The organism is Rhizobium hidalgonense, from assembly GCF_002914525.1.
Lineage (GTDB): Bacteria > Pseudomonadota > Alphaproteobacteria > Rhizobiales > Rhizobiaceae > Rhizobium > Rhizobium hidalgonense.
In genome coordinates, this window is sequence record NZ_LODW01000044.1 from 146206 (window position 1) to 171505 (window position 25300).

The 25300-nt window shown below is 62.2% G+C and carries 22 protein-coding genes, 3 tRNA genes and 1 pseudogene; 10 read left to right on the forward strand and 16 right to left on the reverse strand.

Translation table 11 applies throughout. From position 1 onward, the window contains the following. The 5 genes from topA to ATY29_RS07085 all read right to left on the reverse strand — a co-directional run bounded on the left by topA (position 1) and on the right by ATY29_RS07085 (position 6956). Positions 1-2655, reverse strand: coding sequence for a type I DNA topoisomerase (gene topA / locus ATY29_RS07065; protein ID WP_025415897.1), 2655 nt, complete (start codon positions 2653-2655; stop codon positions 1-3). 250 nt (positions 2656-2905) lie between these two features. Then, positions 2906-4048 carry a DNA-processing protein DprA gene (gene dprA, locus ATY29_RS07070; RefSeq protein WP_003573865.1) on the reverse strand — a complete coding sequence of 381 codons (1143 nt, stop codon included), beginning with the start codon at positions 4046-4048 and terminating at the stop codon, positions 2906-2908. After that, a complete protein-coding gene (gene plsY / locus ATY29_RS07075; protein WP_003573863.1) occupies positions 4048-4668 on the reverse strand; it encodes a glycerol-3-phosphate 1-O-acyltransferase PlsY in 621 nt (206 codons plus the stop codon). Before plsY ends, dprA begins: the two co-directional genes overlap by 1 nt. 45 nt (positions 4669-4713) lie before the next feature. Then, positions 4714-6003 carry a dihydroorotase gene (locus tag ATY29_RS07080; protein ID WP_097535632.1) on the reverse strand — a complete coding sequence of 430 codons (1290 nt, stop codon included), beginning with the start codon at positions 6001-6003 and terminating at the stop codon, positions 4714-4716. Then, positions 6000-6956, reverse strand: coding sequence for an aspartate carbamoyltransferase catalytic subunit (locus ATY29_RS07085; RefSeq protein ID WP_097535634.1), 957 nt, complete (start codon positions 6954-6956; stop codon positions 6000-6002). Before ATY29_RS07085 ends, ATY29_RS07080 begins: the two co-directional genes overlap by 4 nt. Before the next feature lie 179 nt (positions 6957-7135). Between ATY29_RS07085 and ATY29_RS07090 the strand changes: the two genes are divergently transcribed. Continuing rightward, positions 7136-8794 (forward strand): acyl-CoA dehydrogenase family protein, encoded by a 1659-nt coding sequence (locus ATY29_RS07090; protein WP_003573858.1) that lies wholly within the window; start codon positions 7136-7138, stop codon positions 8792-8794. Positions 8795-8824: 30 nt separating this feature from the next. Here the strand turns inward: ATY29_RS07090 and vapC are convergent, their stop codons facing one another. The 3 genes from vapC to ATY29_RS07105 all read right to left on the reverse strand — a co-directional run bounded on the left by vapC (position 8825) and on the right by ATY29_RS07105 (position 12460). Then, complete coding sequence (gene vapC / locus ATY29_RS07095; protein WP_003573857.1) at positions 8825-9214, reverse strand: type II toxin-antitoxin system VapC family toxin; 390 nt, start codon at positions 9212-9214, stop codon at positions 8825-8827. Beyond that, positions 9211-9420 carry a type II toxin-antitoxin system VapB family antitoxin gene (locus ATY29_RS07100; protein ID WP_003573855.1) on the reverse strand — a complete coding sequence of 70 codons (210 nt, stop codon included), beginning with the start codon at positions 9418-9420 and terminating at the stop codon, positions 9211-9213. Before ATY29_RS07100 ends, vapC begins: the two co-directional genes overlap by 4 nt. Positions 9421-9562: 142 nt before the next feature. Next, positions 9563-12460 (reverse strand): Rne/Rng family ribonuclease, encoded by a 2898-nt coding sequence (locus ATY29_RS07105; RefSeq protein WP_097535636.1) that lies wholly within the window; start codon positions 12458-12460, stop codon positions 9563-9565. Between the two features lie 623 nt (positions 12461-13083). Between ATY29_RS07105 and ATY29_RS07110 the strand changes: the two genes are divergently transcribed. From ATY29_RS07110 to prfB, 3 genes are all read left to right on the forward strand, one after another. After that, complete coding sequence (locus ATY29_RS07110) at positions 13084-14340, forward strand: N-acetylmuramoyl-L-alanine amidase (protein ID WP_025415902.1); 1257 nt, start codon at positions 13084-13086, stop codon at positions 14338-14340. Between the two features lie 361 nt (positions 14341-14701). Beyond that, positions 14702-17161, forward strand: coding sequence for a penicillin-binding protein 1A (locus ATY29_RS07115; protein WP_025415903.1), 2460 nt, complete (start codon positions 14702-14704; stop codon positions 17159-17161). Between the two features lie 98 nt (positions 17162-17259). Further along, a protein-coding gene (gene prfB, locus ATY29_RS07120; RefSeq protein WP_003573848.1) for a peptide chain release factor 2 occupies positions 17260-18391 on the forward strand; the annotation gives its coding sequence in 2 pieces (ribosomal slippage) (positions 17260-17328 and positions 17330-18391; 1131 coding nt in all). A 54-nt stretch (positions 18392-18445) separates the two neighbouring features. Here the strand turns inward: prfB and ATY29_RS07125 are convergent. The 3 genes from ATY29_RS07125 to ATY29_RS07135 are packed head-to-tail and all read right to left on the reverse strand — an operon-like array spanning position 18446 to position 20787. Then, on the reverse strand, positions 18446-19465 hold the full coding sequence (locus ATY29_RS07125) for an alpha/beta hydrolase family protein (protein ID WP_003573846.1): 1020 nt from the start codon (positions 19463-19465) through the stop codon (positions 18446-18448). Positions 19466-19499: 34 nt separating this feature from the next. After that, positions 19500-20009, reverse strand: coding sequence for a hypothetical protein (locus tag ATY29_RS07130; RefSeq protein WP_097535638.1), 510 nt, complete (start codon positions 20007-20009; stop codon positions 19500-19502). A 4-nt stretch (positions 20010-20013) separates the two neighbouring features. Beyond that, positions 20014-20787: an NAD kinase gene (locus tag ATY29_RS07135; protein WP_003573842.1), complete on the reverse strand. Its 774-nt coding sequence runs from the start codon at positions 20785-20787 to the stop codon at positions 20014-20016. A gap of 156 nt (positions 20788-20943) precedes the next feature. Here ATY29_RS07135 and ATY29_RS07140 point away from each other — a divergent pair. Together ATY29_RS07140 and ATY29_RS07145 are read left to right on the forward strand one after the other, a co-directional pair. Continuing rightward, positions 20944-21019: transfer RNA gene (locus tag ATY29_RS07140), tRNA-Thr, on the forward strand. A 105-nt stretch (positions 21020-21124) separates the two neighbouring features. After that, a complete protein-coding gene (locus tag ATY29_RS07145) occupies positions 21125-21538 on the forward strand; it encodes a hypothetical protein (protein WP_172643070.1) in 414 nt (137 codons plus the stop codon). Between the two features lie 41 nt (positions 21539-21579). Here the strand turns inward: ATY29_RS07145 and ATY29_RS36765 are convergent, their stop codons facing one another. Next, positions 21580-21717, reverse strand: coding sequence for a hypothetical protein (locus ATY29_RS36765; protein WP_003573837.1), 138 nt, complete (start codon positions 21715-21717; stop codon positions 21580-21582). A gap of 61 nt (positions 21718-21778) precedes the next feature. Then, the gene (locus ATY29_RS36770; protein WP_003578649.1) at positions 21779-21937 is read right to left on the reverse strand and encodes a hypothetical protein; all 159 of its coding nucleotides are present in this window, start codon (positions 21935-21937) and stop codon (positions 21779-21781) included. A gap of 206 nt (positions 21938-22143) precedes the next feature. Here ATY29_RS36770 and ATY29_RS07150 point away from each other — a divergent pair, with 206 nt between their 5' ends. Continuing rightward, a complete protein-coding gene (locus ATY29_RS07150) occupies positions 22144-22884 on the forward strand; it encodes a hypothetical protein (RefSeq protein WP_003573835.1) in 741 nt (246 codons plus the stop codon). A 7-nt stretch (positions 22885-22891) separates the two neighbouring features. Here ATY29_RS07150 and ATY29_RS07155 read toward each other — a convergent pair whose 3' ends face one another. The 3 genes from ATY29_RS07155 to ATY29_RS36775 are packed head-to-tail and all read right to left on the reverse strand — an operon-like array spanning position 22892 to position 24686. Further along, on the reverse strand, positions 22892-23584 hold the full coding sequence (locus ATY29_RS07155; RefSeq protein ID WP_003573833.1) for an AprI/Inh family metalloprotease inhibitor: 693 nt from the start codon (positions 23582-23584) through the stop codon (positions 22892-22894). 38 nt (positions 23585-23622) lie between these two features. Continuing rightward, entirely contained in the window at positions 23623-24513 is an 891-nt protein-coding gene (rlmB, locus tag ATY29_RS07160) for a 23S rRNA (guanosine(2251)-2'-O)-methyltransferase RlmB (protein WP_003573831.1), read from the reverse strand. After that, a complete protein-coding gene (locus ATY29_RS36775) occupies positions 24510-24686 on the reverse strand; it encodes a hypothetical protein (RefSeq protein WP_155256623.1) in 177 nt (58 codons plus the stop codon). The genes rlmB and ATY29_RS36775 overlap by 4 nt, the downstream gene beginning before the upstream one ends. A 30-nt stretch (positions 24687-24716) precedes the next feature. Between ATY29_RS36775 and ATY29_RS07165 the strand changes: the two genes are divergently transcribed. The 3 genes and pseudogenes from ATY29_RS07165 to ATY29_RS37265 form a co-directional block, all read left to right on the forward strand. Beyond that, positions 24717-24801: transfer RNA gene (locus tag ATY29_RS07165), tRNA-Tyr, on the forward strand. 24 nt (positions 24802-24825) lie between these two features. Then, positions 24826-24899, forward strand: a tRNA-Gly gene (locus ATY29_RS07170). A 334-nt stretch (positions 24900-25233) separates the two neighbouring features. After that, a pseudogene (locus tag ATY29_RS37265) lies at positions 25234-25300 on the forward strand (GTP-binding protein); the annotation flags it as partial.

Below are 25300 nucleotides of genomic sequence, written 5' to 3' on the forward strand. Positions count from 1 at the left end.
TCAGCTCTTTTTCAATTTCGCGGGCGCTTTCGCCTTCGTTGCCTTCGGCTTGGCCGCCGTCTTGGTGGTCTTGGTTGCAGCAGCAGCCGCCTTCGGCTTGGCCTTTGCCTTGGCCGTCTTGCCGGCTGGCGCCTTGCCAGCCTTCTCCGTGATCAGTGCAAGCGCCTCCTCGATAGTGACCGCCTGCGGATCCTTGCCCTTCGGCAGGGTGGCATTGACCTTGCCCCAGTTGACGTAAGGGCCGTACTTGCCGTCGCGAACGGTAATGGGGCCGCCATCCGGATGATCGCCGAGTGCCTTCAGTGCCGCCGGTGTACCGCGCGAACCCCGGCCCGGCGCCTGGTTGGCCCTTTCGGCAATGACCGTCACGGCGCGGTTGAGGCCGACCGAGAAGACGTCCTCGATGGTTTCCAGATTGGCATAGGAACCGTCATGCAGCAGGAACGGCCCATAGCGGCCGATGCCAGACGAAATCATCTTGCCGGATTCCGGATGCTTGCCGATATCGCGCGGCAGCGAAATCAGCGCCATCGCCTTTTCATAGTCGATGTCCTCAGGCTTCCAGCCCTTCGGCAGCGAAGCGCGCTTGGCTTCCTTGCCGTCGCCGCGCTGGATATAGGGGCCGAAGCGGCCGGAACGTAGCGTCAGCTCCTCGCCGGTCGTCGGATCGGTGCCGAGGTTCTTCGGTTCGTTGAGGGCCGCACCATCCGCTTCTCCGCCGTTTTCGGAGGAGAGCTGGCGGGTGTAATTGCATTCCGGATAGTTCGAGCAGCCGACGAAAGCGCCGTATTTGCCGAGCTTCAGCGACAGATTGCCGGTGCCGCAGACCTGGCAGATTCTCGGGTCGCTGCCGTCTTCCCGCTTCGGGAACACCAGCGGCGCCAGCGCCTCGTTCAGCGAATCCAGTACATTGGTGACGCGCAGTTCCTTGGTGTCTTCGATCTGGGCGAAGAAATCCTTCCAGAAGTCGCGCAGCACCTGCTTCCAGTTCAGCTCGCCGGCGGAAATCCGGTCGAGCTTTTCCTCCAGAGCGGCGGTGAAGTCGTATTCGACATATTTGGTGAAAAAGCTTTCGAGGAAAGCCGTCACCAGCCGGCCCTTGGCCTGCGGGATAAGCTTGCGCTTGTCGATCGTCACATAGTCACGGTCGCGCAGCGTCGCCAGCGTCGCCGCATAGGTGGAGGGGCGGCCGATGCCGAGCTCTTCCATCTTTTTGATCAGCGAGGCTTCCGAATAACGCGGTGGCGGCTCGGTGAAATGCTGGGTCGAATTGATCTTCTGCTTGGCGAGGTTCTCGCGCGCATTGATCTCCGGCAGGCGGCCATCCTCGTCGCCATCATCGCTCTGCTCGCCGTCTTCCTTCTGGTCGGTATAGGCGGCGATGAAGCCGTCGAAGCGGATGACCGAACCGACGGCGCGCAGGCCGGCTTTCTCGCCCTTGTTGTCGGCGGTGATTTCAGCCGTCGTGCGCTCGATTTCGGCCGATGCCATCTGGCTGGCGATGCCGCGTTTCCAAATCAGGTCGTAGAGCCGGATCTGGTCGGCATCGAGGAATTTGCGTACGCGGTCCGGGGTCCGGTCGAAATCGGTCGGACGGATCGCTTCGTGCGCTTCCTGGGCGTTCTTGGCCTTGGTGGAATAGAAGCGTGCTTTTTCAGGCATGTAGCGTTCGCCGAACTGGTCAACGATGGCGCGTCGCGCGGCATCGATCGCCTCCGGCGCCATCTGCACGCCGTCGGTTCGCATATAGGTGATGAGACCGACCGTCTCGCCGCCGATATCGACACCTTCATAGAGTTTCTGGGCGACCTGCATGGTGCGCGAGGCGGAGAAGCCGAGATTGGAGGAGGCGGCCTGCTGCAGCGTCGAGGTTGTAAAGGGCGGTCCCGGGTTGCGCTTGACCGGTTTGGCCTCGACCGTATCGACGATATAGCTGGCGCCGTCGAGCAATGCCTTCAGCCGGCCGGCTTCCTCGCCGTTGCCGATCGCCCGCGGCTGCAGGCGTTTGCCATTTGCCGAAACCAGCCTTGCCTCGAACTCGTCGCCGCGCGGCGTCTTCAGAAGCGCAGAGATGTTCCAGTATTCTTCCGAAATGAAGCGCTCGATCTCGGATTCGCGGTCGCAGACCAGGCGCAGCGCCACAGACTGGACGCGGCCGGCCGAACGTGCGCCGGGCAGCTTGCGCCAGAGGACCGGCGAAAGATTGAAGCCGACGAGATAGTCGAGGGCGCGGCGCGCGAGATAAGCGTCGACCAGCGGCACGTCGATGTCGCGCGGATCGGCCATCGCGTCGAGCACCGCCTTCTTGGTGATCGCGTTGAAGACGACGCGCTTGACCGGCTTGCCGTTCAGAACCCGCTTCTTGTTCAGCATGTCGAGCACGTGCCAGGAAATCGCTTCGCCTTCGCGATCCGGGTCGGTTGCGAGAAACAGGCTGTCGGAGGATTTCACCGCGTCGGCGATGTCCTTCATCCGCTTGGCCGAGGCGCTGTCGACCTCCCAAAGCATTTCGAAATCCTGATCGGGGAGGACCGAGCCATCCTTGGCAGGCAGATCGCGCACGTGGCCGAAGGAGGCGAGCACCTTGTATCCCGAACCCAGATACTTGTTGATCGTCTTGGCCTTGGCAGGCGATTCCACCACTACAACATTCATGATGATTCTCTAAAAAAGGAAACGACGCCAGCGTTGAAGCCAGCGCAACACACACCGTAACTTGGATACCGGCCTTCCGACATGGACAGGGAAATCGCCGCGGTCAAGGGGTTTGCTACAATTTTACCTCTTGCATCTGTTGCAATCGGAGCAAGATCCGCGATGAAAAACAATTTTTGATTGCGTATCCATCATTTTCGACACGCGGTTTCTGCAATCGGAGAGGCGTTCTCTCATATTGGGTAGGGGCTCAATCGGAAAGCGAGATAAGGCCGCCCTGATGCCGGTGCAGCCTGCCTGCAATGTCGAGTTCCAGCAGGATGAGATAGACCGCCGATGCCGACAAGCTGGTGTGGCGGATAATGTCGTCGATCTCGACCGGCGTCGGCCCGAGCGCATCGATGATGCGGCTGCGATCCGTATCGCCGGGCGGCATCGTCATTGCCCCGCCCTCACGCGGCGGTTCCTCGGCCATCGACGACGGGAACAACTCGAATTGCGCAAGCGGCGCCAAGGCCTCGATGACATCAGCGGGTGCGGTGACGATCGAAGCCCCGTCCTTCAGCAGGCCGTTGGTGCCATGGCAGCGCGGATCGAGCGGTGAGCCGGGCACGGCAAACACCAGCCGGCCGAATTCGCCGGCAAGCCGTGCGGTGATCAGCGACCCCGAGCGCGTTGCCGCTTCGACCACCACGAGGCCGAGCGCGATGCCGGCGATCAGCCGGTTCCGGCGCGGGAAATCGCGGGCGCGGGGTTCCCAGCCGAAAGGCATCTCGCTCACCGCCAGACCGTTGCCGCCGGTGATCTCCTCGAGCAGGCCGATATTCTCCGGCGGGTAGGGCTGGTCGAGACCGCCGGCAAGGGCCGCGATGGTGCCCGTTTCGAGGCTTGCCCGATGCGCCGATGTGTCGATGCCGCGCGCGAGGCCCGAGACGACGGTATATCCGGCCCGGCCGCAGTCGCGCGCCACCATTGCCGCGAATTTGGCGCCGGCGATCGAAGCGTTGCGCGAGCCGACGATACCGACAGCCGGTCGTTTGGCGGCGGCCAGCGCGCCCTTGACGGCCAAGAGCGGCGGTGCGCCGTCGATCTGCTTCAGCGCTTGCGGATAATCCGGCTCGCCGATGCCGACGAAACGGGCGCCGAAACGATGTGCCGCCTCCAGTTCCCGATGCGCCTCGGCCTCGCTGGCGATGCGGACTGCCCGCGTCGCGCCGCCGCGCGCTGAAAGCTCCGGCAGCGCTGCAAGTGCTGCCTCGGCCGAACCGAAATGATTGATGAGATCGCGAAAGGTGGCCGGGCCGATATTGTCGGAACGGATGAGGCGCAGCCAGGCAATTCTCTGCCGTTCGCTCAGCACAGTGCCTTTTGGTCCCGCGCTCAGCGCATCCATTATCCCTTTGCCCCGATCTTGCTTTCAGTCCCGCCCATCAGCCGGGAAATATTCGCCCTGTGCTTCCAATAGGAGATCAGCGTCATGATCGCCATGACGGCTGCAACCTTTTCGTTGCCCAGTATCCACAGCGCAACCGGAATGACAAGCATGGCGACCAGCGCCGACAGCGAGGAGTAGCGGGTGGTGAAGGCGACCGCCAGCCAGACGGTGGCGAAAAGCACGACCATGATCGGCGCGACGCCGAGCAGGGTGCCGATATAGGTGGCGACACCCTTGCCGCCCTTGAAGCCGATCCAGACCGGGAAGAGATGGCCAATGAAGGCGAAGAAGCCGGCGATGATCGCAGCCTCCTCACCGAGGAAATAGCCGACGATCCAGGCCGCGGCCGACGCTTTCAGCGCATCGAGCAGCAGCGTCGCCGCCGCAAGCTTGCGGTTTCCGGTTCTGAGCACATTGGTCGCGCCGATATTTCCGGAGCCGATGCTGCGCACATCGCCGAGCCCGGCGGCGCGCGTGAGGATCAGGCCGAAAGGAATGGAGCCGAACAGATAACCGATGACGGCGGCGGCAAGCGCAACCGGCAGGGTGATCTGCCATGACATGAGATTGGATAACATATGCCCCCTCGGCCCTCCGTGGCCTATCCTCAGTCCAGCCGTCTCCTAAAGCGCGTGGACAAGCTTTCCCGAGACGTAAGTCGCGACCGCCCGCCCGCTGAAGCGCGCATCCTCGAACGGCGTGTTCTTCGAGCGCGAGAGAAGCATGTCTTTGGCGACAAGCCAAGGCTCATCGAGATCGATCAGCGCGATATCGGCAGCAGCCCCCGGCTTCAGCGTGCCTGCAGCAAGGCCGAAAATCTCAGCCGGGCGGGTGGACATGGCGTCGATCAGGCGCATCAGGCTCACCTGGCCGCCGTGGTGAAGCCTGAGCGCTGCCGCCAGCATGGTTTCGAGGCCGACCGCGCCATCCTCCGCCTCGCCGAAAGGCAGGCGCTTGGTATCGACGTCCTGCGGATCGTGCGAGGAGACGATGATGTCGATCGCGCCGCTTGCCAGCGCCTCGACCATGGCGACCCGCTCATCTTCCGGGCGCAGCGGCGGATAGAGCTTGAAGAAGGTGCGGTATTCGCCGATGTCGTTTTCGTTGAGCGCCAGATTGTTGATCGATATGCCTGCGGTGACCTTGGCGCCGCGGCTGCGGGCGCGTTCGATCGCTTCGACCGATTGCGGCACCGAGATCATCGCGGCGTGATAGTGCCCGCGTGTCAGCTCTGCGATCCTGAGATCGCGTTCGAGCGGAATGAGCTCGGCTTCCCTTGGAATGCCGGAGAGCCCGAGCCAGCTGGCGAAAAGCCCCTCATGCATGACGCCGTTGGCGCCGAGATATTTGTCGCGGGTTTCGCAGGAGATGACAGCGCCGAATTCGCGCGCATAGGTCATGATCCGGCGCAGCACCTGCGTGTCGTGGACACTGGAATGGGCATCGGTGAAGGCGACGGCGCCCGCCTGCATCAACAGGCCGATCTCGGTCATTTCCTCGCCGGCAAGCCCCTTGGTGATGGCCGCGGCTGGATAGACGTTGACGGCCGCCGTATCGCGCGCCGTCTTCTTGACGAATTCGACCAGCGCGATGTCGTCGATAACGGGATCGGTGTCCGGCATCATGATGATCGAGGTGACGCCGCCGGCCGCCGCCGCCCGGCTCGCCGAGGCGATCGTCTCACGGTGCTCGCCGCCGGGTTCGCCGATATGAACACGCGCGTCGACGAGGCCGGGCGTGGCGACGAGGCCGGTGCAGTCGCGGATGACGGCGCCCGCGGGGGCGCCCTGGTTCTGCACCGCGTGCCCGGCGGCAACAATGACCCCGTTTTCGGCGATGATCGTGCCCACTTCGTCGAGGTTGCGCGAGGGATCGACGATGCGGACGTTCTGGAGGACGATCGGGTTGCTCATGCCTTCATTCCATCGGTTCGGGGACCCTGGTTCTGCGAGACGAGCAGCGTCTCCATCACCGCCATGCGCACCGCGACCCCCATTTCCACCTGTTCGGCGATGACGCTCTGCGGACCGTCCGCCACCTCGGAGGCGATCTCGACGCCGCGGTTCATCGGGCCGGGATGCATGACCAGCGCATCCTCCTTCGCCGCCTTCAGCGTTTCGGCGTCGAGCCCGTAGAAATGGTAGTATTCGCGCACCGACGGCACGAAGGCGCCGGACATGCGCTCGCGCTGCAGCCGCAGCATCATCACCACATCGGCGTCCTTCAGCCCTTCCTTCATCGAATGGAAGACCTCGACGCCCATATCGGCGATGCCGGCGGGCAGGAGAGTGGCAGGGGCGACGACACGGACGCGCGCCCCCATCGCATTGAGCAGCAGGATATTGGAGCGCGCTACCCGCGAATGCAGCACGTCGCCGCAGATTGCCACGATGATGCGCGAGAGTTTGCCCCTGGCGCGGCGGATCGTCAGCGCGTCGAGCAGCGCCTGGGTCGGATGTTCATGCTGGCCGTCGCCGGCATTGACGACCGAGCAGGAGACTTTCTGGGCGAGGAGGGCGGCCGCCCCGGCGCTCGAATGGCGGATCACCAGCACGTCGGGGCGCATCGCATTCAGCGTCATCGCCGTATCGATCAGCGTTTCGCCTTTTTTCACCGAGGAATTGCCGACCGACATGTTCATGACGTCGGCGCCGAGCCGCTTGCCGGCAAGCTCGAAGGAGGCCTGCGTGCGGGTCGATGCCTCGAAGAACAGGTTGATCTGCGTCAGCCCGCGTAGCGTCGACTTCTTCTTCTCTCGCTGGCGGCTGATCTTGACGGCCTCGTCGGCCTTGTCGAGCAGATAGGCGATATCCTGCTCGGTGAGGCCCTTGATGCCGATGAGGTGGCGGTGGGGGAAAAAGACCATGACCCTGCCTCTTGCTGTCTCTGGCGGGTCTATAAAGAGTGCTGCCCGCCGGGGCAAGCATGCGCTGTGGGCAAAGGCTTATGTCCCCATGCATTTTCGCCAAAATTCCGATAGAGCAGAATGAACCGAATCATAACTTCCGGTTTCCCTTTGCCGGGCTCTTACACTAGAAGCGAATAATGACCTCCGCCAACCGGACTGACGAAAAACTCGCAGAACTCAACCAGCCGAGCCTGTGGTCCGGCATCAATGCCTATCGGTCCGATCCGCTGATCGTCGATCTGACGGCGGCCTTGCCGCGCGGTATCCGCGAAGACCTGGAAAATATGGGCCGTTACGTCACATCGCCGGAGGCGCAGGAGCTGGCGCGCATGGCGAACCAGGGGGCGCCGCAGCTGCGCACCCATGGTCCACGCGGCGAGCGCGTCGATGTCGTCGAGTTCCACCCCGCCTGGCATGCGCTGATGCGCCGCTCGATGTCGGTCGGCCTGCATTCTTCCGTCTGGGATCCGCAAGCCGACACCGAAGCCAAGGATGAAGCCCATAAGGTTCGCGCCGCCCGCTTCTATATGACGTCACAGCTGGAATCCGGCCATCTCTGCCCGCTGACGATGACCAGCGCCTCCGTCGCCGCGCTCTCGGCCTCGCCCGCGGTGCAGAAGGACTGGGCGCCGAAAATCCTCTCGCGCAAATATGATTCGTCGAACAAGCCCGCCATGCGGAAATCCGCCGTGACCATCGGCATGGGCATGACGGAAAAGCAGGGCGGAACGGATGTGCGGGCCAACCGCAGCGCTGCCGAAAAGGTCAGCGAAGGCATCTACCGGCTGTCCGGCCACAAATGGTTCATGTCAGCCCCGATGAGCGATGCCTTCATCATGCTGGCGCAGACGAAGGAGGGCATGGGCTGCTTCCTCGTGCCGCGCCTGCTGGAGGATGGGTCCACCAACGGCCTGCAGTTCCAGCGGCTGAAGGACAAGGTCGGCAACCGCTCCAACGCCTCTGCCGAAGTGGAATTCTCAGACACCTTCGGGTTCCTGCTCGGCGGTCCGGATGCCGGCATCCGCACCATCCTCGACATGGTGACGCTGACGCGGCTCGACTGCGCCTTGGCCTCCTCGGGCATGATGCGCGCCTCGCTGGCCGAGGCCGTGCACCACACCCGCGGCCGCAGCGTCTTCGGCAAGATGCTCGTCAATCAGCCGATCATGACGCGGGTGCTGGCCGACATGGCGCTCGATGTCGCCGCCGCCACCGCGCTCTCCTTCCGTCTTGCCGACGCCTTCGACAAGGCGCGTGGCAACGCCGAAGAAGCCGCCTATGCCCGCGTCATGACGCCGGTCGCCAAATATTGGTGCTGCAAGATCGCGCCCGCGCTGATCTACGAGGCGATGGAATGCATCGGCGGCAATGGTTACATCGAGGAGCGCCCGATCGCCCGCCATTACCGCGAGGCTCCGGTGAACGCCATCTGGGAAGGCTCCGGCAACGTCATGGCGCTCGATGTGCTGCGGGTGCTCAACCGCGGCAAGGATCTGTTCGAAACGGTTTTCGCTGGCCTTGCCCGCGACCTCGGCCCTGCCGGCAAGAAGACCATCGACGTGCTGCGCGCCGCAATCGCGCTCTGCGAACAGGATGAGGGCGCCGCGCGGCTGCTCGTCGAGCAACTGGCGCTTGCCGCCGGTGCCGCCGAACTCTATCGGCTCGGGGCAGGGCGCATCGCCGATGCCTTCATCGAGACGCGTCTCGCCGGCGGCTGGCGCTCGACCTACGGCATGCTCGATTCCCGCTTCGACGCCAGCTACATCGTCGATTTGCTCTATCCGCCGGCGGCCTGATCGCAGGCAGTGAGCCGCCGACCCTTGAGATCAGGCGATCCTGAGACCGAGATGCTCGGCCATCGGATCGAAATCACGATCATCGTGCAGGAGTGAATGGCCCTCTTGTATGCAGAATGTGCCTATGATCAAGTCCATGGTCTTGCGCACTGTGATGCCGCGTTCCCGTAACAGACGGTAGTTGCGAGCTGCCCGAATGGCCAGGCTCTCGCCAAGCATCGGGCGAATGGTGAATTGGCGCAAGCTCGCTTCGATGGTGGCTGCATGGCGTTCGTTGCGCGCGCCCTGGAGCACTTCCAGAAGGGTAAGATCACCGACAAGAATCTCTAGCGGATCCTCGATATCCTGCAGACGTCGTCTTGCGGCGCTTTCTATCCCGCGCAGATGTGTAATCCAGACCGAGCTGTCGACGACGATCACTGGTTATCGTCCAGCCGATCGCGACGCATTTCGTCGAGATCGCCTTCCCAGCCGATTCCCGAGAGATTTGCGATCGCATTTTTCCGGCGGTGTCTGTCGACAAGGCTTCGCAGTGCCTGTTCGATGGTGGCTTTTTTCGTCGCCAATCCCGTGGCGGTCATCGCCGCGTCGAGCAAGGCGTCATCGATATCTATATTCGTCCGCATTTTCACCTCATGTGTATAATCTTCTTAAAAGATACACATCAGCGTCACGCGGTTCAAGATCGACGCTGACGCCATCGCCACAAACAAAAATCCGGCCGCGTCGCCGCGGCCGGATTGATCATTTACGTCCGAAAATCAGCTTTCAGAAGAAGCCACGGCGCTGCCACCAGCCGGCTTTCTTCGGCTTGCCGTCTTCGCCTTCGGCGTTTTCAGCGCGGGTGGACTTCACCGTCGGCTCGGAGGAGGTGATGTTGGATTCGCGGTTGGCGCGAACCGGCTTTGCCTCTTCCTGCGCTTCTTCCTGAACGGGTGTTCCGAGATCGGCGGCGGCTACCGCCAGTTCCGGTTCAGCCACGGCCGTCGGTGCTGTCTCTGCCACCGGCTCTTCGACCGGCGCTGCTGCGGCTTTGCGACGGCCGCGGCCACGGGCCGGCTTCAGATCCTCGGTGACGACGGCCGCACCCTCGACAGCGGCGGCTGCGGCCTGGCTTTCGCCCGCCTGCTCCACAACCGTTTCGACAGTTTCGGCTTCCTGGGAAGTGCCGTCGTTCGCGATGTCGTCGCCTTCGCCCTCTTCGACGCCCTCGTCACTGCCATTGTCTTCACCGGCTTCGCCGGCCGTCAGTTCGGAACCATCCTCGGCGCGGTTGCGGCGGCCGCCACGCTTGCCGCGACGGCGGCGCTTGCGGCGCTGCGATTCTTCGCTTTCAGCCAGTGTCTCGGGCGTGCCCTCGGCGTTTTCATCGCCTTCGCTGCCTTCGTCGTCACCGTCCTCATCCTCGTCGCCGGCTTCGCCTGCAGCCGATACCGGCTGCTCGGCATTGCCGTTGCGGCCGCGCCGACGCCGGCGGCGCTTGCGCTTGCGGTTTCCGTCACCCTCGCCTTCCGAGCGTGCCGGGACGGGTCGCTCGGCGGCGGCCGGCTTCTCCTCGAGTTCCTCGTCTTCGTCCTCATCCATCTCAATGACGATGTCGTCATCGTCATCCTCAGGAATAGCTGCGAAGTTGAAGAGCGTCTCGATCTTGACCGGGTTCTCCACGGCATCGCCCCGATCGATGGCGAAATGCTGCGCGCCGACCGAACCATCCGCATCGATGACGATAGCGACGCCGAAACGATTTTCGTAGTCGATGATCGTCTGGCGCTTGTGGTTGAGTAGGTAGAGCGCGATGTCAGGCGTGGTGCGTACGCTGATATTGTGCGTGGTATTCTTGAGCAGATATTCCTCGATACCGCGCAGGACATGCAGCGCAACGGAGGATTGCGAACGCACATGGCCACTGCCGCCGCAATGCGAGCAGACCTGCGTGGTCGATTCGAGAACCGAGGCGCGGATGCGCTGGCGCGACATTTCGAGCAGGCCGAAATGCGAGATCCGGCCGACCTGAATGCGGGCGCGGTCGTTCTTCAGGCACTCCTTCAGCTTCTTCTCGACTGCGCGGTTGTTGCGCTTCTCTTCCATGTCGATGAAGTCGATGACGATCAGGCCGGCAAGGTCGCGCAGGCGAAGCTGGCGGGCGACCTCGTCGGCCGCCTCGAGGTTGGTCTGCAGCGCAGTGTCCTCGATCGAGTGTTCGCGCGTTGAGCGGCCGGAGTTGACGTCGATCGAGACCAGCGCTTCCGTCTGGTTCATGATCAGGTAGCCGCCGGACTTCAGCGTGACCTGCGGCTGCAGCATGCGGTCGAGCTGCGCCTCGATGCCCGAACGCGAGAAGATCGGGTGGATGTCACGATAGGGCTGAACAACCTTGGCATGGCTCGGCATCAGCATCTTCATGAAGTCTTTCGCTTCACGATAGCCTTCTTCGCCGGAGACGATGATCTCGCCGATATCCTTGTTGTAGAGGTCGCGGATCGAGCGTTTGATCAACGAGCCTTCCTCATAGACGAGGCAGGGAGCGGTGGACGCCAGCGTCAGCGTACGCACGTTTTCCCAGAGGCGCATCAGATATTCGAAGTCACGCTTGACCTCGACCTTGGTGCGGTTGGCGCCGGCGGTGCGAAGGATGACGCCCATGCCCTGCGGCACCTCGAGCATGCGCGCGATTTCCTTCAGGCGCTTGCGGTCGGCAGGGTTGGTGATCTTGCGGGAAATTCCGCCGCCGCGCGCCGTGTTCGGCATTAGCACGGAATAGCGGCCGGCAAGCGACAGGTAGGTGGTAAGGGCCGCGCCCTTGTTGCCGCGCTCTTCCTTGGCAACCTGCACGAGCAGGATCTGACGGCGCTTGATGACTTCCTGGATGCGGTATTGCTTGCGCGGCTTGCGCTGCACCCGGTCCGGCACTTCTTCCATCGCGTCTTCGGCGCCGACGGATTCGATGACTTCCTCTTCGCCGTGATCGTCATCGTCGTCGTCATCATCGTGGCGACGCTTGCTGGTATCGACGTCCTCGGAAATCTCGTCGGTTTCCACCATGGCGGCCATTGCGCTGCCGGTCGAGCCATCATCCTCGTTGTCGACGTTCGCAGCGCCTTCGGCTTCGACGTCTGTGGGAACGGCGTCCTCGGTCGCGGTCGTCTCGGCAACCGGCTCGGCTGCCTTCTTGCGGCTGCGGCGCGGCCTTGACTTCTTGGCCGGCGCTTCCTCGGTGGCCTCGGGCGCTGCCGCGGCCTCAACCGCCGCCGGCTCTTCAGTTGCGGCAGAAATTTCCGGCGCCTCTACCGGCACGATGCCGACATCCGGCTGATCCTGCTTGGACAGATCGACCATCGGCGCGGTTTCGACATGCTCGACGTCTTCGTCGCGGCGATGCTCCTCGGCTTCGGCCCGAAGCAGCGCCTGACGGTCGGCGAGCGGTATCTGATAATAGTCGGGATGGATTTCGGCGAAGGCCAGGAAGCCGTGCCGGTTGCCGCCGTAATCGACGAAGGCGGCTTGCAGCGAGGGCTCGACCCTCGTTACCTTTGCCAGATAGATGTTGCCGCGGATCTGCTTCTTGTGCTGGGACTCGAAGTCAAATTCTTCTATGCGGTTCCCGCGAACGACAACGACGCGCGTCTCTTCCTCGTGAGACGCATCGATAAGCATTTTGTCTGCCATGTAAGCTGAGCTCCTCGGCGTGGCCGCGAGAGCGCATTCCCGACTGCTGTTGAAACAGAAAGAATGCGGTCCGTCGTGGCCGCGCCGGATAATGAAAGTCGCGCCTGATGCGAGGGGGAGGGCAGCAGCCAGACCGCAGCCGGAACCATTTCGGTCCGGGGCCTGTACACTTCAGATAAAACCTGCTGCGAAACCATCAACAACCAAGCGTGATCGACAAATACGAAGACCCGTTCGGGTCCGATGAGTTTGCTCCCTGAGAGCGTGGTGGCTGATCCACCAATGAATTCCGACAATGAGCCGGAAAATCAGGATCCAGTTCAAAGGATGAAGCGCATGAGACGGCGGACGATGACCGGTGTGGCGCCAGGTCCTGATCTGGCTGGCAGCCTTTGCGGCGACTCTATCCCGTCAACACTTTATCCTAAAATTCGTTGTATGTTTTCCGTGTCACAATAGCAAGGGAAAAGCCAAATGTGCCATAATATTGATGGATTTCGTGACGCATAGAAGCTGGGATAAAGCGATTGCGATTCGGCAGGCCGCAACGGGTATTTCGTCCAAGCGACGTTCGACGCGGCCGCGTCGGCTCCATCGCAATACAGATAGGGTGTGGCGGTTTATTGTTTAAGAGGGCTCGGATCGCGGCGAAGTCCGCAGAGTGGCGATCGACATTCGCGAGGCGGGTTCTGATAGTGCTTCTGGCCGTCAGCCTATTGCCGGCCGTTGCCGGCTCCGTCGAGGCCAAAGATCCGCTGCTTGCCTATGGCGCGCGTATCGTCGGCGACGATGCAAGGAGCCGCATCGTCATAGATTTCGATCGCGAACCCCGCTTCTCCGTCCACTATATCGCCAATCCGGAACGCATCGTCATCGACCTGCCGGCGACCGCCTTCGGTTTTCCGGCCAAGGATCTCGCCGCCCGCGGCCTGTTCAAGGATATCCGTTACGGCAAGATGGACGAGGAAAGCGCCCGCATCGTCCTGACGACCGCAGGGCCGGTGAAGCTGGCGCTCGCCAAGGTGCAGGCCGACGAGTCCGGCAAGGGGCATCGTCTGGTGCTTGATGCCGAGATGATCGACAAGCAGGCCTTTGCCGAACTGGTCAAGACGCAATCCTGGAGTGACCAGAGTGAGGCGGCCCAAACGACGAGCGCCATTCCGGCTCCTGAGAAAACCGCCCCCGGCGATTTCGTCATCGCCGTCGACGCCGGCCATGGCGGCATCGATACCGGCGCGATCGGGGTCGACACCAAGACCGAGGAAAAGCAGGTGACGCTTGCCTTCGCCAAGGCCCTGACCGAGCGGCTGAACAAGGAGCCGGGCATTAAGGCTTTCCTGACGCGCGAAGATGACGAGTTCCTGTCGCTTTCGCAGCGGGTGCTGATCGCCCGCCAGAACCACGCAGGCCTGTTCATTTCGCTGCATGCCGACACATTGAAGCAGAAGGATATCCGCGGCGCCACCGTCTACACGATCTCCGACAAGGCATCCGACAAGCTCGCCGCCGATCTGGCCGAACGTGAAAACCTCTCCGACCAGATTGCCGGCAAGGAGACGGTCGCCGAGCCGCCCGAGGTCGCCGATATCCTGCTCGATCTGACCCGGCGCGAGACCCAGGCCTTCTCGATCTCGCTGGCCGAGAGCGTGCTGAATTCCTTCAAGGATCAGGTCGGCACCATCAACAATCCACACCGTCATGCCGGTTTCCGCGTGCTGCAGGCCCCTGACGTGCCGTCGATCCTTCTCGAGCTCGGCTTTCTCTCGAATGCCGAGGACGAGAAATTGCTGCTCGACGAGACCTGGCGCGGCAAGATCGTCGGTCTTTTGACCGAGGCGGTGAAGCGCTACCGCGCCGCCGTCATCGCCAATGGCGGCTAGTGCCTGCGCCCCTAAATCCATCGTGGTTGAGGTTGGCAGAATCCATGAAAACAAAGACTTAACGTGCGTTGCGTGACTCAAATTCTGAGCAGGATTCCTCGGATTGGCGGCGGGGACGGGCGTTGCTTGGATGTGACAGTGCTGATGAAACGCGCCCGCAGCGGTGAATGCGGCGGGCAGAGCCCTATTTTCCTCACAATCGCGCCGTTACTCCGGCTTATGTTTCGTAAGCCTTGAGCGCGGAATCGGCTTGTGGCGGTAACGCTCATGGAGTAAGCCGCGCAACGTGCAAATTGCCTTGATCCGTGCAATCGTGGCGTTCTGCGCCGATTGAAGATCGAAGAGACCGGTAGCTGAAAATATGGTTAGACTTTTTGGATATTTCTTCGGAATGGCCTGCGTCCTGTTTCTGGTCGCGGCGGCGGGGGTTGCCATCTACCTCGCCAACGTCGCGAAGGATCTCCCGGACTATGCCGTTCTGAACAGCTATGCGCCGCCGGTGACCACCCGTGTCCACGCCGGCAACGGCGCTCTAATGGCCGAATACGCCAAGGAAAAGCGCCTCTTCCTGCCGATCCAGGCCGTCCCCGACCGCGTCAAGGCGGCCTTCCTGTCGGCCGAAGATAAGAATTTCTACAATCATCCGGGCGTCGATCTCACCGGTCTCGGCCGCGCCATCCTCGTCAACCTGCAGAATTTCGGTTCCGGCCGCCGCCCCGTCGGCGCTTCCACGATCACCCAGCAGGTGGCCAAAAACTTCCTTTTGAGCTCTGACCAGACGATCGACCGCAAGATCAAGGAAGCGATCCTGTCCTTCCGGATCGAGCAGGCCTACAGCAAGGACAAGATCCTCGAACTCTACCTGAACGAGATCTTCTTCGGCATGAATTCCTACGGCATCGCCGGCGCCGCGCTTACCTATTTCAACAAATCGGTCACCGAATTGACCGTCGCCGAGGCCGCCTATCTCGCCTCGCTGCCGAAGGGGCCTGCCAACTACCATCCTTTCCGCCATCCCGAGGCAGCCCTCGAGCGCCGCAACTGGGTGATCGACCGCATGGTCGAGAACGGCTATGTCAGCCAGAGCGACGGCGAGGACGCCAAGAAGCAGCCGCTCGGCGTCACCGCCCGCTCGACCGGCCCGTCGCTCTTTGCTTCGGATTATTTCGCCGAAGCCGTGCGCCGCCAGCTGATCGACCAATATGGTGAAAAGGTTCTCTATGAGGGCGGCCTTTCGGTGCGCACCTCGCTCGATCCGCAGATGCAGCTCGCTGCCCGCAAAGCGCTGCAGGACGGTCTGGTGACCTATGACGAGCGCCGCGGTTTCCATGGGCCCATCAAGCAGATCGATGCAAGCGGTGACTGGGGCAAGGCGCTTGCCGATATTCCCACCCTCTCCGACGTGCCGGAATGGCGGCTTGCCGTCGTGCTTGCGGTCTCCGACAGCAATGTCGATATCGGCCTGCAGCCGCCCAAGGATGGCAGCGGCAAGGTTTCAGCCGACCGTCAACGCGGCACCATCGACGCCAAGAACATGCAATGGGCCTTCCGGTCGTCCGACGGCGCCCGCAAGACGACGAAATCGCCGGTCGGCGCAGTCGCCCCCGGTGACGTCGTCTATGTCGCAAAGCTCGGCGACGATGCGTCGACCTCTTATCGGCTGCAGCAACCGCCGAAGGTGCAGGGTGGTCTGGTCGCCATGGACCCGAAGACCGGCCGCGTGCTCGCCATGGTCGGCGGCTTTTCCTATTCGCAGTCGGAATTCAACCGCGCCACCCAGGCGATGCGCCAGCCGGGCTCCTCGTTCAAGCCCTTCGTCTACGCCGCGGCGATGGACAATGGCTACACGCCGGCTTCCGTCATCATGGATGCGCCGATCGAGATCGTCTCCGGCGGCCAGGTCTGGAAGCCGGAAAACTACGGCGGCGAAGTCGGCGGCCCGTCGACGCTGCGCTCGGGCATCGAGCATTCGCGCAATCTGATGACGGTGCGCCTCGCCAACGATCTCGGCATGAACATCGTCGCCGAATATGCCGAGCGCTTCGGCATCTACGATCACATGCTGCCGGTTCTCTCCATGTCGCTCGGCGCCGGCGATACCACGGTGCTGCGCATGGTCTCGGCCTATTCGGTCATCGCCAATGGCGGCAAGCAGATCAAGCCGACTTTGATCGACCGCATCCAGGACCGCTACGGCAAGACGATCTTCAAGCACGAGGAGCGTCTCTGTGAAGGCTGCAATGCCGGCGACTGGCAGAACCAGGAAGAACCCAACGTCGTCGACAACCGTGAAACCGTTCTCGACCCGATGACCGCCTATCAGATCACCTCGATGATGCAGGGCGTCATCCAGCGCGGCACCGCAGCCGGCAAAATCGATCTCGGCGGCCGCGACGTCGCCGGCAAGACCGGCACTACCAACGACGAGAAGGACGCTTGGTTCGTCGGCTTCACCCCGGATCTGGTCGCCGGCCTCTATATGGGCTTCGATACGCCGGCCCCGCTCGGCCGCGGCGGCACCGGCGGCGGTCTCTCCGCCCCAATCTTCAACGAATTCATGCAGGCTGCGGTCAAGGATTCGCCGGAATCGAAATTCGTCATCCCGCCGGGCATGAACCTGATTTCGATCGACCGCAAGACCGGCATGGCCGCCGTCGACGGCGATCCGAACACCATCATCGAGGCCTTCAAGCCCGGCACCGGCCCGGCCGACAGTTTCTCCGTCATCGGCATGGACAGCACAATGGCGCCGGAAGAGATCCTGAAGACTTCGCCGCAGGCAAACCAGGCCGTCCAGACCGGCACGCCCGGCCTGTTCTGACCGCCGCCTGATTTTTGAACGCCCGCGCGGCCTTTACATCCGCGGCGGGCGTCTCTATGTCCACCAGCACCGGAAGAACCAGACAGAGAAGCAGGAATATGCGAGCCGAAATCGAAAACGTTGTCGATGAAACCAAGCAGGCTATCACCCTGCTGAGGAGGCATCTTTGACTGGGACCAGGCGATAAGACGGCTGGACTGGTTGAACAACAAGGCAGAGGATCCGAACCTCTGGAACGACGCTACCGAAGCGCAGAAGCTGATGCGCGAGCGTCAGCAGCTCGATGACGGCATCAGTGGCGTCAAGCAGCTGGAACAGCAGCTGAATGACAATATCGAGCTGATCGAACTCGGCGAGGAAGAGGGCGATGAAGGCGTCGTCAAGGAAGCCGAGGACACGCTGAAGGCCTTAAAAGCCGAGGCTGCGCGCCGCCAGGTGGAGGCGATGCTCTCCGGCGAGGCCGACGGCAACGACACCTATCTCGAAGTCCATTCCGGCGCCGGTGGCACTGAAAGCCAGGACTGGGCGAACATGCTGCTGCGCATGTACACTCGCTGGGCCGAACGCCAGCGTTTTAAGGTCGAGCTTCTCGAAGTTCATGACGGCGAAGAGGCGGGCATCAAATCCGCAACCCTGCTCGTCAAGGGCCACAATGCCTATGGCTGGCTGAAGACGGAATCGGGCGTGCACCGGTTGGTGCGCATCTCGCCTTACGATAGCAACGCGCGTCGCCACACCTCCTTCTCGTCGATCTGGGTCTATCCCGTGGTAGACGACTCGATCCAGATCGAGATCAACGAAGGTGATTGCCGCATCGACACCTATCGTTCGTCGGGCGCCGGCGGCCAGCACGTCAACACGACAGACTCGGCCGTGCGCATCACCCATATGCCGACCGGCATCGTCGTTCAGTGCCAGCAGGAGCGTTCGCAGCACAAGAACCGCGCCAAGGCCTGGGACATGCTGCGCGCCCGCATGTACGAAGCCGAGCTGAAGAAGCGTGAGGACGCCGCCAGCGCCGAAGCCGCCTCCAAGACGGATATCGGCTGGGGCCACCAGATCCGCTCCTACGTGCTGCAGCCCTACCAGCTGGTCAAGGACCTGCGCACCGGCGTCGCCAGCACCGCGCCGGATGACGTGCTGGACGGCGAGCTCAACGAGTTCATGGAAGCGGCCCTTGCCCACCGCATCAGCGGCGCCGCCGACGCAGTCGTCGACGATGTGGACTGATGGACAAAACCAGGATGGAGACGAGAAAGCCCCGGAGACGGGGCTTTTTTATGCTCAGGCGATCGCTTCGACGGTGCTGTCCTGGAACAGCGCTGCCGACAGATCGGCAATCTCGTCATGAATGGCTGCGCGCTCGACGCCCGGGGGATCGGTAAAGAGCTCTGCGGCAAAGGCGAGGCCGAGTGCGGTGCCCTCCGGCACGAAGACATAATGTCCAAGCCCGCCGCCGAAGATGCTAAGAGAACCGCGCCGGAGCCGCGCATGCAGCCATGCCGAACATTCCTCGGCCGGCGCCGCCCTGTCGGCATCGCCGACGAGAATGAGGGCGGGCGCGTCGACGGCTTTCAGGCTTTCCTCGCTGAAACCGAGAACGGACCGGCCCGGCGCGCACAGGAGCGCAGCCTTGATTCTGTCGTCCCGGTAGGACTTCGACATCCGCGACCATGAATCGCGAAACACATCGCTGCTGCGAAGCAAGGTGGGGATATGGTCGGCAAGATCGGGAAATTCCCTTGGTCCGCGCGCCCCACCCGACTTCATCCTTGATGGTTCGAATTGCGAAAACTGGGCGACAGCGCCAAGAAGCAGCATCACGCTATAGGCGCCGGCCGAAAATCCGGCGGCGAACACGCGGGTCATATCGATAGAACAGGAGAGATCACCGAGCCAGTCATCGCTGTGGTCGAGCATAAAGCTTAGATCCGGCGCCCGCTCCCAAAGGCAGGCGAAGCCTTCGGCGCGATAGGGCTCGTTGCCGGTATTGCCGTGATGGTTGACGCCGAGCGCTGCAAATCCGCGCTCGGCGAGCCGTCGCGCCAGCCACTCCAGTCCGGCCGCGGATCCGCCGGTGCCATGTGACAACAGGACGAGGGGATGGGGCAGGAGATCCGGCCGGATGGGTGCGTTGCGGGCGATGGCGGCCTTCTTGAACCAGCTTCTTTCCGTTGCATCGCTTTCCCGCGCCTCATCGGCAGCGGGATACCACAGCGACCAGCTGATGGGTCTGGGACCGTTTGCGTCCCAGTTCGACCTGTTTTTGTCGTAAAGCACGCCATCGCGGAAGCCGAGTTTCATCTCTTCCACTCTTTCCCGAACGCTTCCCCGTGGTTCAATTCGTCGCTTTCTCGACGGTGATGTCGCCGAATTCATCGATCAGCACGGTCCAGCCATCCGGCTCGGCCTGGGGATCGGTCTTCAGATAGATCGTCGCGAATAGCCCCGGCTCCTTGATGATGCCGTTCGAATTTTCCGGGCGTATATCGGTAATGTAAGGCTTGAGGTCGCTGATCTCCTGCAGTTCGACGGTAGAAGCGATCGCCGGACCGGTCTCGGTCTGGGCGACCTGCTGCAGATAGACCTTCGAGGTCCTGTCTGGCTGTCTTACGGCAAAGAGCTTGTAGTAGCCGTGGCGCTGCGTGCGCTTTCCTTCGGGGTTGGCAACGGGCTCGGCGCCTGTCGGCGCCCGCTCGACATCAGGGGCGTTGCCGTCATCCTCCCAATAGCCGGTGCTGGTCGCGAAAATCACCGATGCCGGCAGGATGTCATCGTGCGCGGGAAAGGCTGCGGCCGACCATCCGATGAAAAAAACCGTGGTCATCAATATCCGTCGCACGGCCATCGTCTCAATCCTTGAACTGCTCGGCGAGAATACGGTCGGACCAGGAACGGTCGGGATCGGAAAGAATGCGTGCCGTCATATGTTCCGACTGGGCAATGCGGACATGCAGCACCGATTTGACCTCGGTATTGTCGGCCACCGCATTTACCGGCCGCTTCACCGGCTCGAGCACATCGATGTCGACGGTCACCTTGTTCGGCAGCAGAGCGCCCCGCCAGCGCCGCGGCCGGAAAGCGCTGACCGGCGTCATGGCGAGCAGCGGCGCCTCGAGCGGCAGGATCGGGCCATGGGCGGAAAGATTATAGGCCGTCGACCCGGCAGGGGTCGCCACCATCAGCCCGTCGCAGATCAGCTCCTCCAGGCGCACGCGTCCGTCCACCGTCACCTTCAGGTTCGCCGCCTGATAGGACTGGCGGAAAAGATAGACCTCATTGATGGCGAGCGCCGTCGAGTTGGTGCCGTCGGCATTGGCCGTCGTCATCTGCAATGGCCGGAAGACGTTTTCGACGGCGAGGCAGATGCGCTCCTGAAGCTGTTCGCTGCGATAGTCGTTCATCAGGAAGCCGACCGAGCCGCGGTTCATGCCGTAGACCAGCTTGCCGGAATTCATGGTGTTGTGCAGCGTCTGCAGCATGAAACCATCGCCGCCGAGCGCGACGATGACATCGGCATCGTCAGCCGGCACATCGCCATAGATACGAATCAACTCCTCGCGCGCGGCGAGCGCCTCCGTCGTCGGTGAGGCGATAAAGGAAAGAGTCTGAAATGAACGGCCCATGCAATGCCCTTTGTGAAGCTGCTCTAGCTAACGGATAAAGTGCTGGTGCGACAAGGACGTTTTCTCCAACCAAGCGTTTGAGCGGCAGCCGACCCGTCCGCACAGACACGAATTTTCCTTTACAGAATCATAGAATCTGCTAGTTGGGCACCTATTGCCCTTGTAGCTCAGTTGGTAGAGCACCTGATTTGTAATCAGGGGGTCGCGGGTTCGAACCCTGCCGGGGGCACCATTTTTTCCGCGCGGTACCGCTCGTCCAGACCATGATCTCGATTCGATGCGCTCGATCGCGCCGGCAGATCTTTCCAGCCATCACGTATCGTTTGATGAACCTTGTCTGAAGGGCTGCTTCAGCGCCAATTCAGCCGTGCGAACTTATCTTCGCCTCATCATCAATGAGGAAACTGCCATGAGGCTCGCACATCTCTTTCTCGCCGCAACCCTTTCTGCCGGTGCGGCTTTCGCGTCCGTCGCACCGGCCGCCGCCATGCCGGCCGACCGGCCTGCGGTCTCGGCGCAGGGCGATATCATTCAAATCCGCGATGGCTGGCGCCATGATCGCGACCGGGACTATCGTGACGACCGTGGCTGGCGTGACGACCGTGGCTGGCGCGACGAGGGCGATTGGCGCCGGTCCGACTGGCGCGACGATGACCGCCGCTGGCGGCGGTGGCGTGCAGAGCGTTGGCAGGAACGGCGCGAGTGGCGCCATCGCAATCGCGATATGCCTTTCTGGCTCTATCGCAGCTGATCGTAGCTGAGAGGAACGGCCCGGATCATCCGGGCCATTTTTCAATGAGCGACGGGCTCGTTGACGCTCGCCTCGATCCTGCTGCCATTGCCGGTCTGGCCGGCGCCGGAGGGCGATAGGATTGCGATGCTGAGCACGGAAACGACCATGAAGGCGACGACGGCAATCATTATGCGCATAGGCGTTCAATCCTCATTCAGTGGGGATTAACGCGCGATTGCCGCCGGCGTTCCTATCAGCCTATTGCACCGTTCCCGGCGTCGCGGGGCCGGGCGCCGTCGGCGACAGGGGATCGGGCTGGTGGATGGGATGAGACGTGTCCACCCAGATGATGCTGAGAATGATCCCGACGAAGACCGCGATGAAGAGGATACCGAAAATCAGCGGTCGAATAGCCATGATGGGGATCGTTCCTTCTTGCTTCCGACCGGTCGTTGCGATCGGTCATCGCCCGATCATAATGCTCCAGGAGGTCTTTCCAAGGCAAAATCGAATTTCTCCGGCATCCGTCGTGCCTTGCGCGGCTATCGCCGGCATTCGTTTTCCATCTGTCGCACCGGCTTGAACTGTGTCAGGGATGCCTGAAACAATTGGGGACGGACGCGATGAAACGGACGGTTATAACATCGGTCATTGTCGCGGCATTCGTCTGCGTCGCCGGAGCCTCTTCAGACCCAGCAGCTTTCGACAAGCCGATAAAAGTGGATGTCGTCACTCTGCCGAAGGATGAGCTCAATCCCGATGCAAAGCCGAAGATCACCTGCAGCCGCTATCCCGCCTTCATGGTCAAGGAGGTCGATCTCGGTGAGGTCGGCGCCGAAAAACTGGCGCTGCTTGCAGCCGAAGCGCCCTGTGAGCGCGCCGGCGGGCGCGAGCGGGTGATCGAGGACGATACCGCCGGCTATCTCATGGGCGTCAGCGGTGGTTTCGTCTTTTTCCGTGCCGCGGATGGATGGAACGGCGGGCTGCCCTTCGTCGTCTACGATGCGGCGACGGGCGAGCGGCTGCTTGACGATTCGTTTGAGGGCGAGGACTTTGCCGTGATCAGCAGCGGGAAGGGGGAGCTGACCGTTCATTTTCGTCGCGTCTACACGGCATCCTGCTCGCTCTACCTGAAGGAGGCCGACTGCGCGAAGGCGATTACCGCCGATACCGGCCTGTCACTGACCCAACTGCCTGATTGCGCCGCAGCCTATAAGGCGGAAATCAAACGCAGCCCCGATCACGCAAGCGAAATTGAGAAACTGCCGAGCGTTATCGTCTACCCCATCGAATTGGCCTACGCGGCTGGCGATACGACGCGCCGGCCGATGGATGGCCCGACCACTTGCGGGAGGCCCGACTGACGGAGAATCAGCGACGCACGAGCGAAAGCGGCTTGCCGCCTTCCTGCTTCGATTTGTCGAAATTGCCGTCCGCGCGCATGTCGAAGCTAAGGGATGAACCGTCACCGCCCATCAGCGTCAGCCCGAAACCCTCGATATGCCAGACCGCAAGCTTGAGCTTGGCGACATTGGCGGCGCAGTCACCGGAAAGTGACAATGGCGCATTGCCGTCCGTCCCGACATTGCTGCCGAGCGTTACGCCGCAAAGCCTTTCGCCGTCCGGCCGTTGCATTGTCCACGGCCCGGCAAGGCTGTTGACGGTCGGCAGGTGATCGACGCCGTCGGGTGCCGCGCTCAGCAGGAACAGCTTGCCGTCCTCAGTCTTCATCGGCGAGCCTTCGTTTTCGACGAAACGGGCGATCACTTTGCGCGTCGGATCGATCAGGATGAGGCCGCCATTGCCGTCGAAATTCCACGAAGAGGCTTCCGCGAGGGCCGGCAACGGCTTGGCGCAGGCGTCCTGCCCGGAAATCGAATAACCGCCGATCGCCATGTCGGTTTCGAGCGTCATCCTGCATCCCGTGCGCCCGTCTTCGGGCGCGACGAGATAGGTTCCTGCCTGCGCTTTGAGGATATCGGGATCGATATCCTGTCCGTACGCCAGACCGCAGGCGAGCAGGGCGGCTGCGGTAGCCGCGAGCCGAAAGACGAAACGGATCATGACAGTTCCCCTTTGTCGCGGCCCGCCTGCGGACCAGCCTATGCCTTCAGGTAAAGCCGCGCCGCATAAAGCGCGATCGCCGCCGCATTCGAGACGTTCAGCGATTTGATCGCGCCCGGCATGTCGAGACGGGCAAGTGCGTTGACGGTTTCCCGCGTCTTCTGGCGAAGACCCTTGCCCTCGGAGCCGAGCACCAGCGCCACTTTCTTGCCCGAAAACGTGCCTTCGAGCGCCGCAGGCCCCTCCGAATCGAGGCCGATGGTGGAGAAGCCGAGCTTGTGCAGTTCACCGAGTGCATCGGCGAGATTGGTCACCTGTATATAAGGTATCAGTTCCAGCGCGCCGGAGGCGGACTTGGCGAGGACGCCTGACTCGGTTGGGCTATGTCTCTGAGTAGTGATAACGGCGCCGCAATTGAAGGCGACGGCCGAGCGCATGATCGCGCCGACATTGTGGGGATCGGTGACCTGGTCGAGGACGAGCAGGAGAGGGCTGTCCTTCAGTGCTTCGAGACGGCGCACCGGCAGCGGTCGCGTTTCCAGCATGACGCCCTGATGGATCGCCTCGGGGCCGAGCACCTTGTCGATATCCTGCGGCGAGACAATCTCGAAGGGGATTCCGAGCGTTTCGGCGTCGACTTCGAGCCGCGCCAGGGCGTTCTGCGTCACGAAGAGCTTGATCTTCTTGCGCTCGGGATTGTCGAGGGCGGCGCGCACCGTATGCAGGCCGTAGAGATGCACCTGGTCAGGCGCCAGCGCCGGCGGTTTCCAGTCCTCAGCCCCGCGCCTGCGTTTCTGCGGCTGAGGTGTCGGAATTTCGCCGCGTTCGCGCTTGGCGTCGCGATGCGCGCGCCGCAGCGTGGCGTAATGCGTGTCCTTGGCCGATGGGTCTGTCGCGGCCTTGCCGCCGGGTTTTTTGTCTTTGCTCATGCGGCTTTATAGCCATGGCGCTCGCCGCCGCATAGGCTTTCTTTCATATGCCGGCTTTCGGCGGAGAATGAAATTTTTCGTGTTTTTTCCGTTGTTGTCGTGTTGACAGACTGAAATGCTCCGGTCATATACGCGGCGCAGACGACGGGCGGCAACGCTTCAAAGTCTGACAAACTTGGTCTTCTAGATCCGGACGAAAAACTGGAGAGATGCCCGAGTGGTTAAAGGGGACGGACTGTAAATCCGTTGGCTCAGCCTACGTTGGTTCAAATCCAACTCTCTCCACCATTCGTCATCGGATCGGACCACCCCGCGGGTATAGCTCAATGGTAGAGCAGCAGCCTTCCAAGCTGAATACGCGGGTTCGATTCCCGCTACCCGCTCCAGTTCTCCGAAGCCCGTTTATGCGCCCGACGCTGCCGCGATAATTCCGCAGGTCGATGTTTCGCAAGCGGCTCTCGACTGACGGAAGAGTGCGTTCCAGCCCTGGCCGCCCGTGCCTCATCTCTCGCAGTCCACGCGATTTTCTCCAAGGATTTCAGTGATTTTCCCCCGCATGCCGGCGAATCGCCTTGCAGCCGGCGAATTGTCCCCCATATGCGCTGTCACACCAAGATTGGCGTCTGCAATTAAGTCTTGCGCAATTTCGCCGAAAGCCTTAAACGGCGGCACTAAACCGGTTCGCCGGGGCCCACAATTTCGTTCACAGGAAGCATTCAAATGGCAAAGAGTAAGTTTGAGCGCAACAAGCCGCACGTCAACATCGGCACGATCGGCCACGTTGACC

Excerpts from the sequence above, each read along its gene's own strand:
- topA (WP_025415897.1), bottom strand. The coding sequence starts at position 2,655 with ATGAATGTTGTAGTGGTGGAATCGCCTGCCAAGGCCAAGACGATCAAC.
- dprA (WP_003573865.1), bottom strand. The coding sequence starts at position 4,048 with ATGGATGCGCTGAGCGCGGGACCAAAAGGCACTGTGCTGAGCGAACGG.
- plsY (WP_003573863.1), bottom strand. The coding sequence starts at position 4,668 with ATGTTATCCAATCTCATGTCATGGCAGATCACCCTGCCGGTTGCGCTT.
- ATY29_RS07080 (WP_097535632.1), bottom strand. The coding sequence starts at position 6,003 with ATGAGCAACCCGATCGTCCTCCAGAACGTCCGCATCGTCGATCCCTCG.
- ATY29_RS07085 (WP_097535634.1), bottom strand. The coding sequence starts at position 6,956 with ATGGTCTTTTTCCCCCACCGCCACCTCATCGGCATCAAGGGCCTCACC.
- ATY29_RS07090 (WP_003573858.1), top strand. The coding sequence starts at position 7,136 with ATGACCTCCGCCAACCGGACTGACGAAAAACTCGCAGAACTCAACCAG.
- ATY29_RS07100 (WP_003573855.1), bottom strand. The coding sequence starts at position 9,420 with ATGCGGACGAATATAGATATCGATGACGCCTTGCTCGACGCGGCGATG.
- ATY29_RS07105 (WP_097535636.1), bottom strand. The coding sequence starts at position 12,460 with ATGGCAGACAAAATGCTTATCGATGCGTCTCACGAGGAAGAGACGCGC.
- ATY29_RS07115 (WP_025415903.1), top strand. The coding sequence starts at position 14,702 with ATGGTTAGACTTTTTGGATATTTCTTCGGAATGGCCTGCGTCCTGTTT.
- ATY29_RS07125 (WP_003573846.1), bottom strand. The coding sequence starts at position 19,465 with ATGAAACTCGGCTTCCGCGATGGCGTGCTTTACGACAAAAACAGGTCG.
- ATY29_RS07130 (WP_097535638.1), bottom strand. The coding sequence starts at position 20,009 with ATGGCCGTGCGACGGATATTGATGACCACGGTTTTTTTCATCGGATGG.
- ATY29_RS07135 (WP_003573842.1), bottom strand. The coding sequence starts at position 20,787 with ATGGGCCGTTCATTTCAGACTCTTTCCTTTATCGCCTCACCGACGACG.
- ATY29_RS36765 (WP_003573837.1), bottom strand. The coding sequence starts at position 21,717 with ATGCGCATAATGATTGCCGTCGTCGCCTTCATGGTCGTTTCCGTGCTC.
- ATY29_RS36770 (WP_003578649.1), bottom strand. The coding sequence starts at position 21,937 with ATGGCTATTCGACCGCTGATTTTCGGTATCCTCTTCATCGCGGTCTTC.
- ATY29_RS07150 (WP_003573835.1), top strand. The coding sequence starts at position 22,144 with ATGAAACGGACGGTTATAACATCGGTCATTGTCGCGGCATTCGTCTGC.
- ATY29_RS07155 (WP_003573833.1), bottom strand. The coding sequence starts at position 23,584 with ATGATCCGTTTCGTCTTTCGGCTCGCGGCTACCGCAGCCGCCCTGCTC.
- rlmB (WP_003573831.1), bottom strand. The coding sequence starts at position 24,513 with ATGAGCAAAGACAAAAAACCCGGCGGCAAGGCCGCGACAGACCCATCG.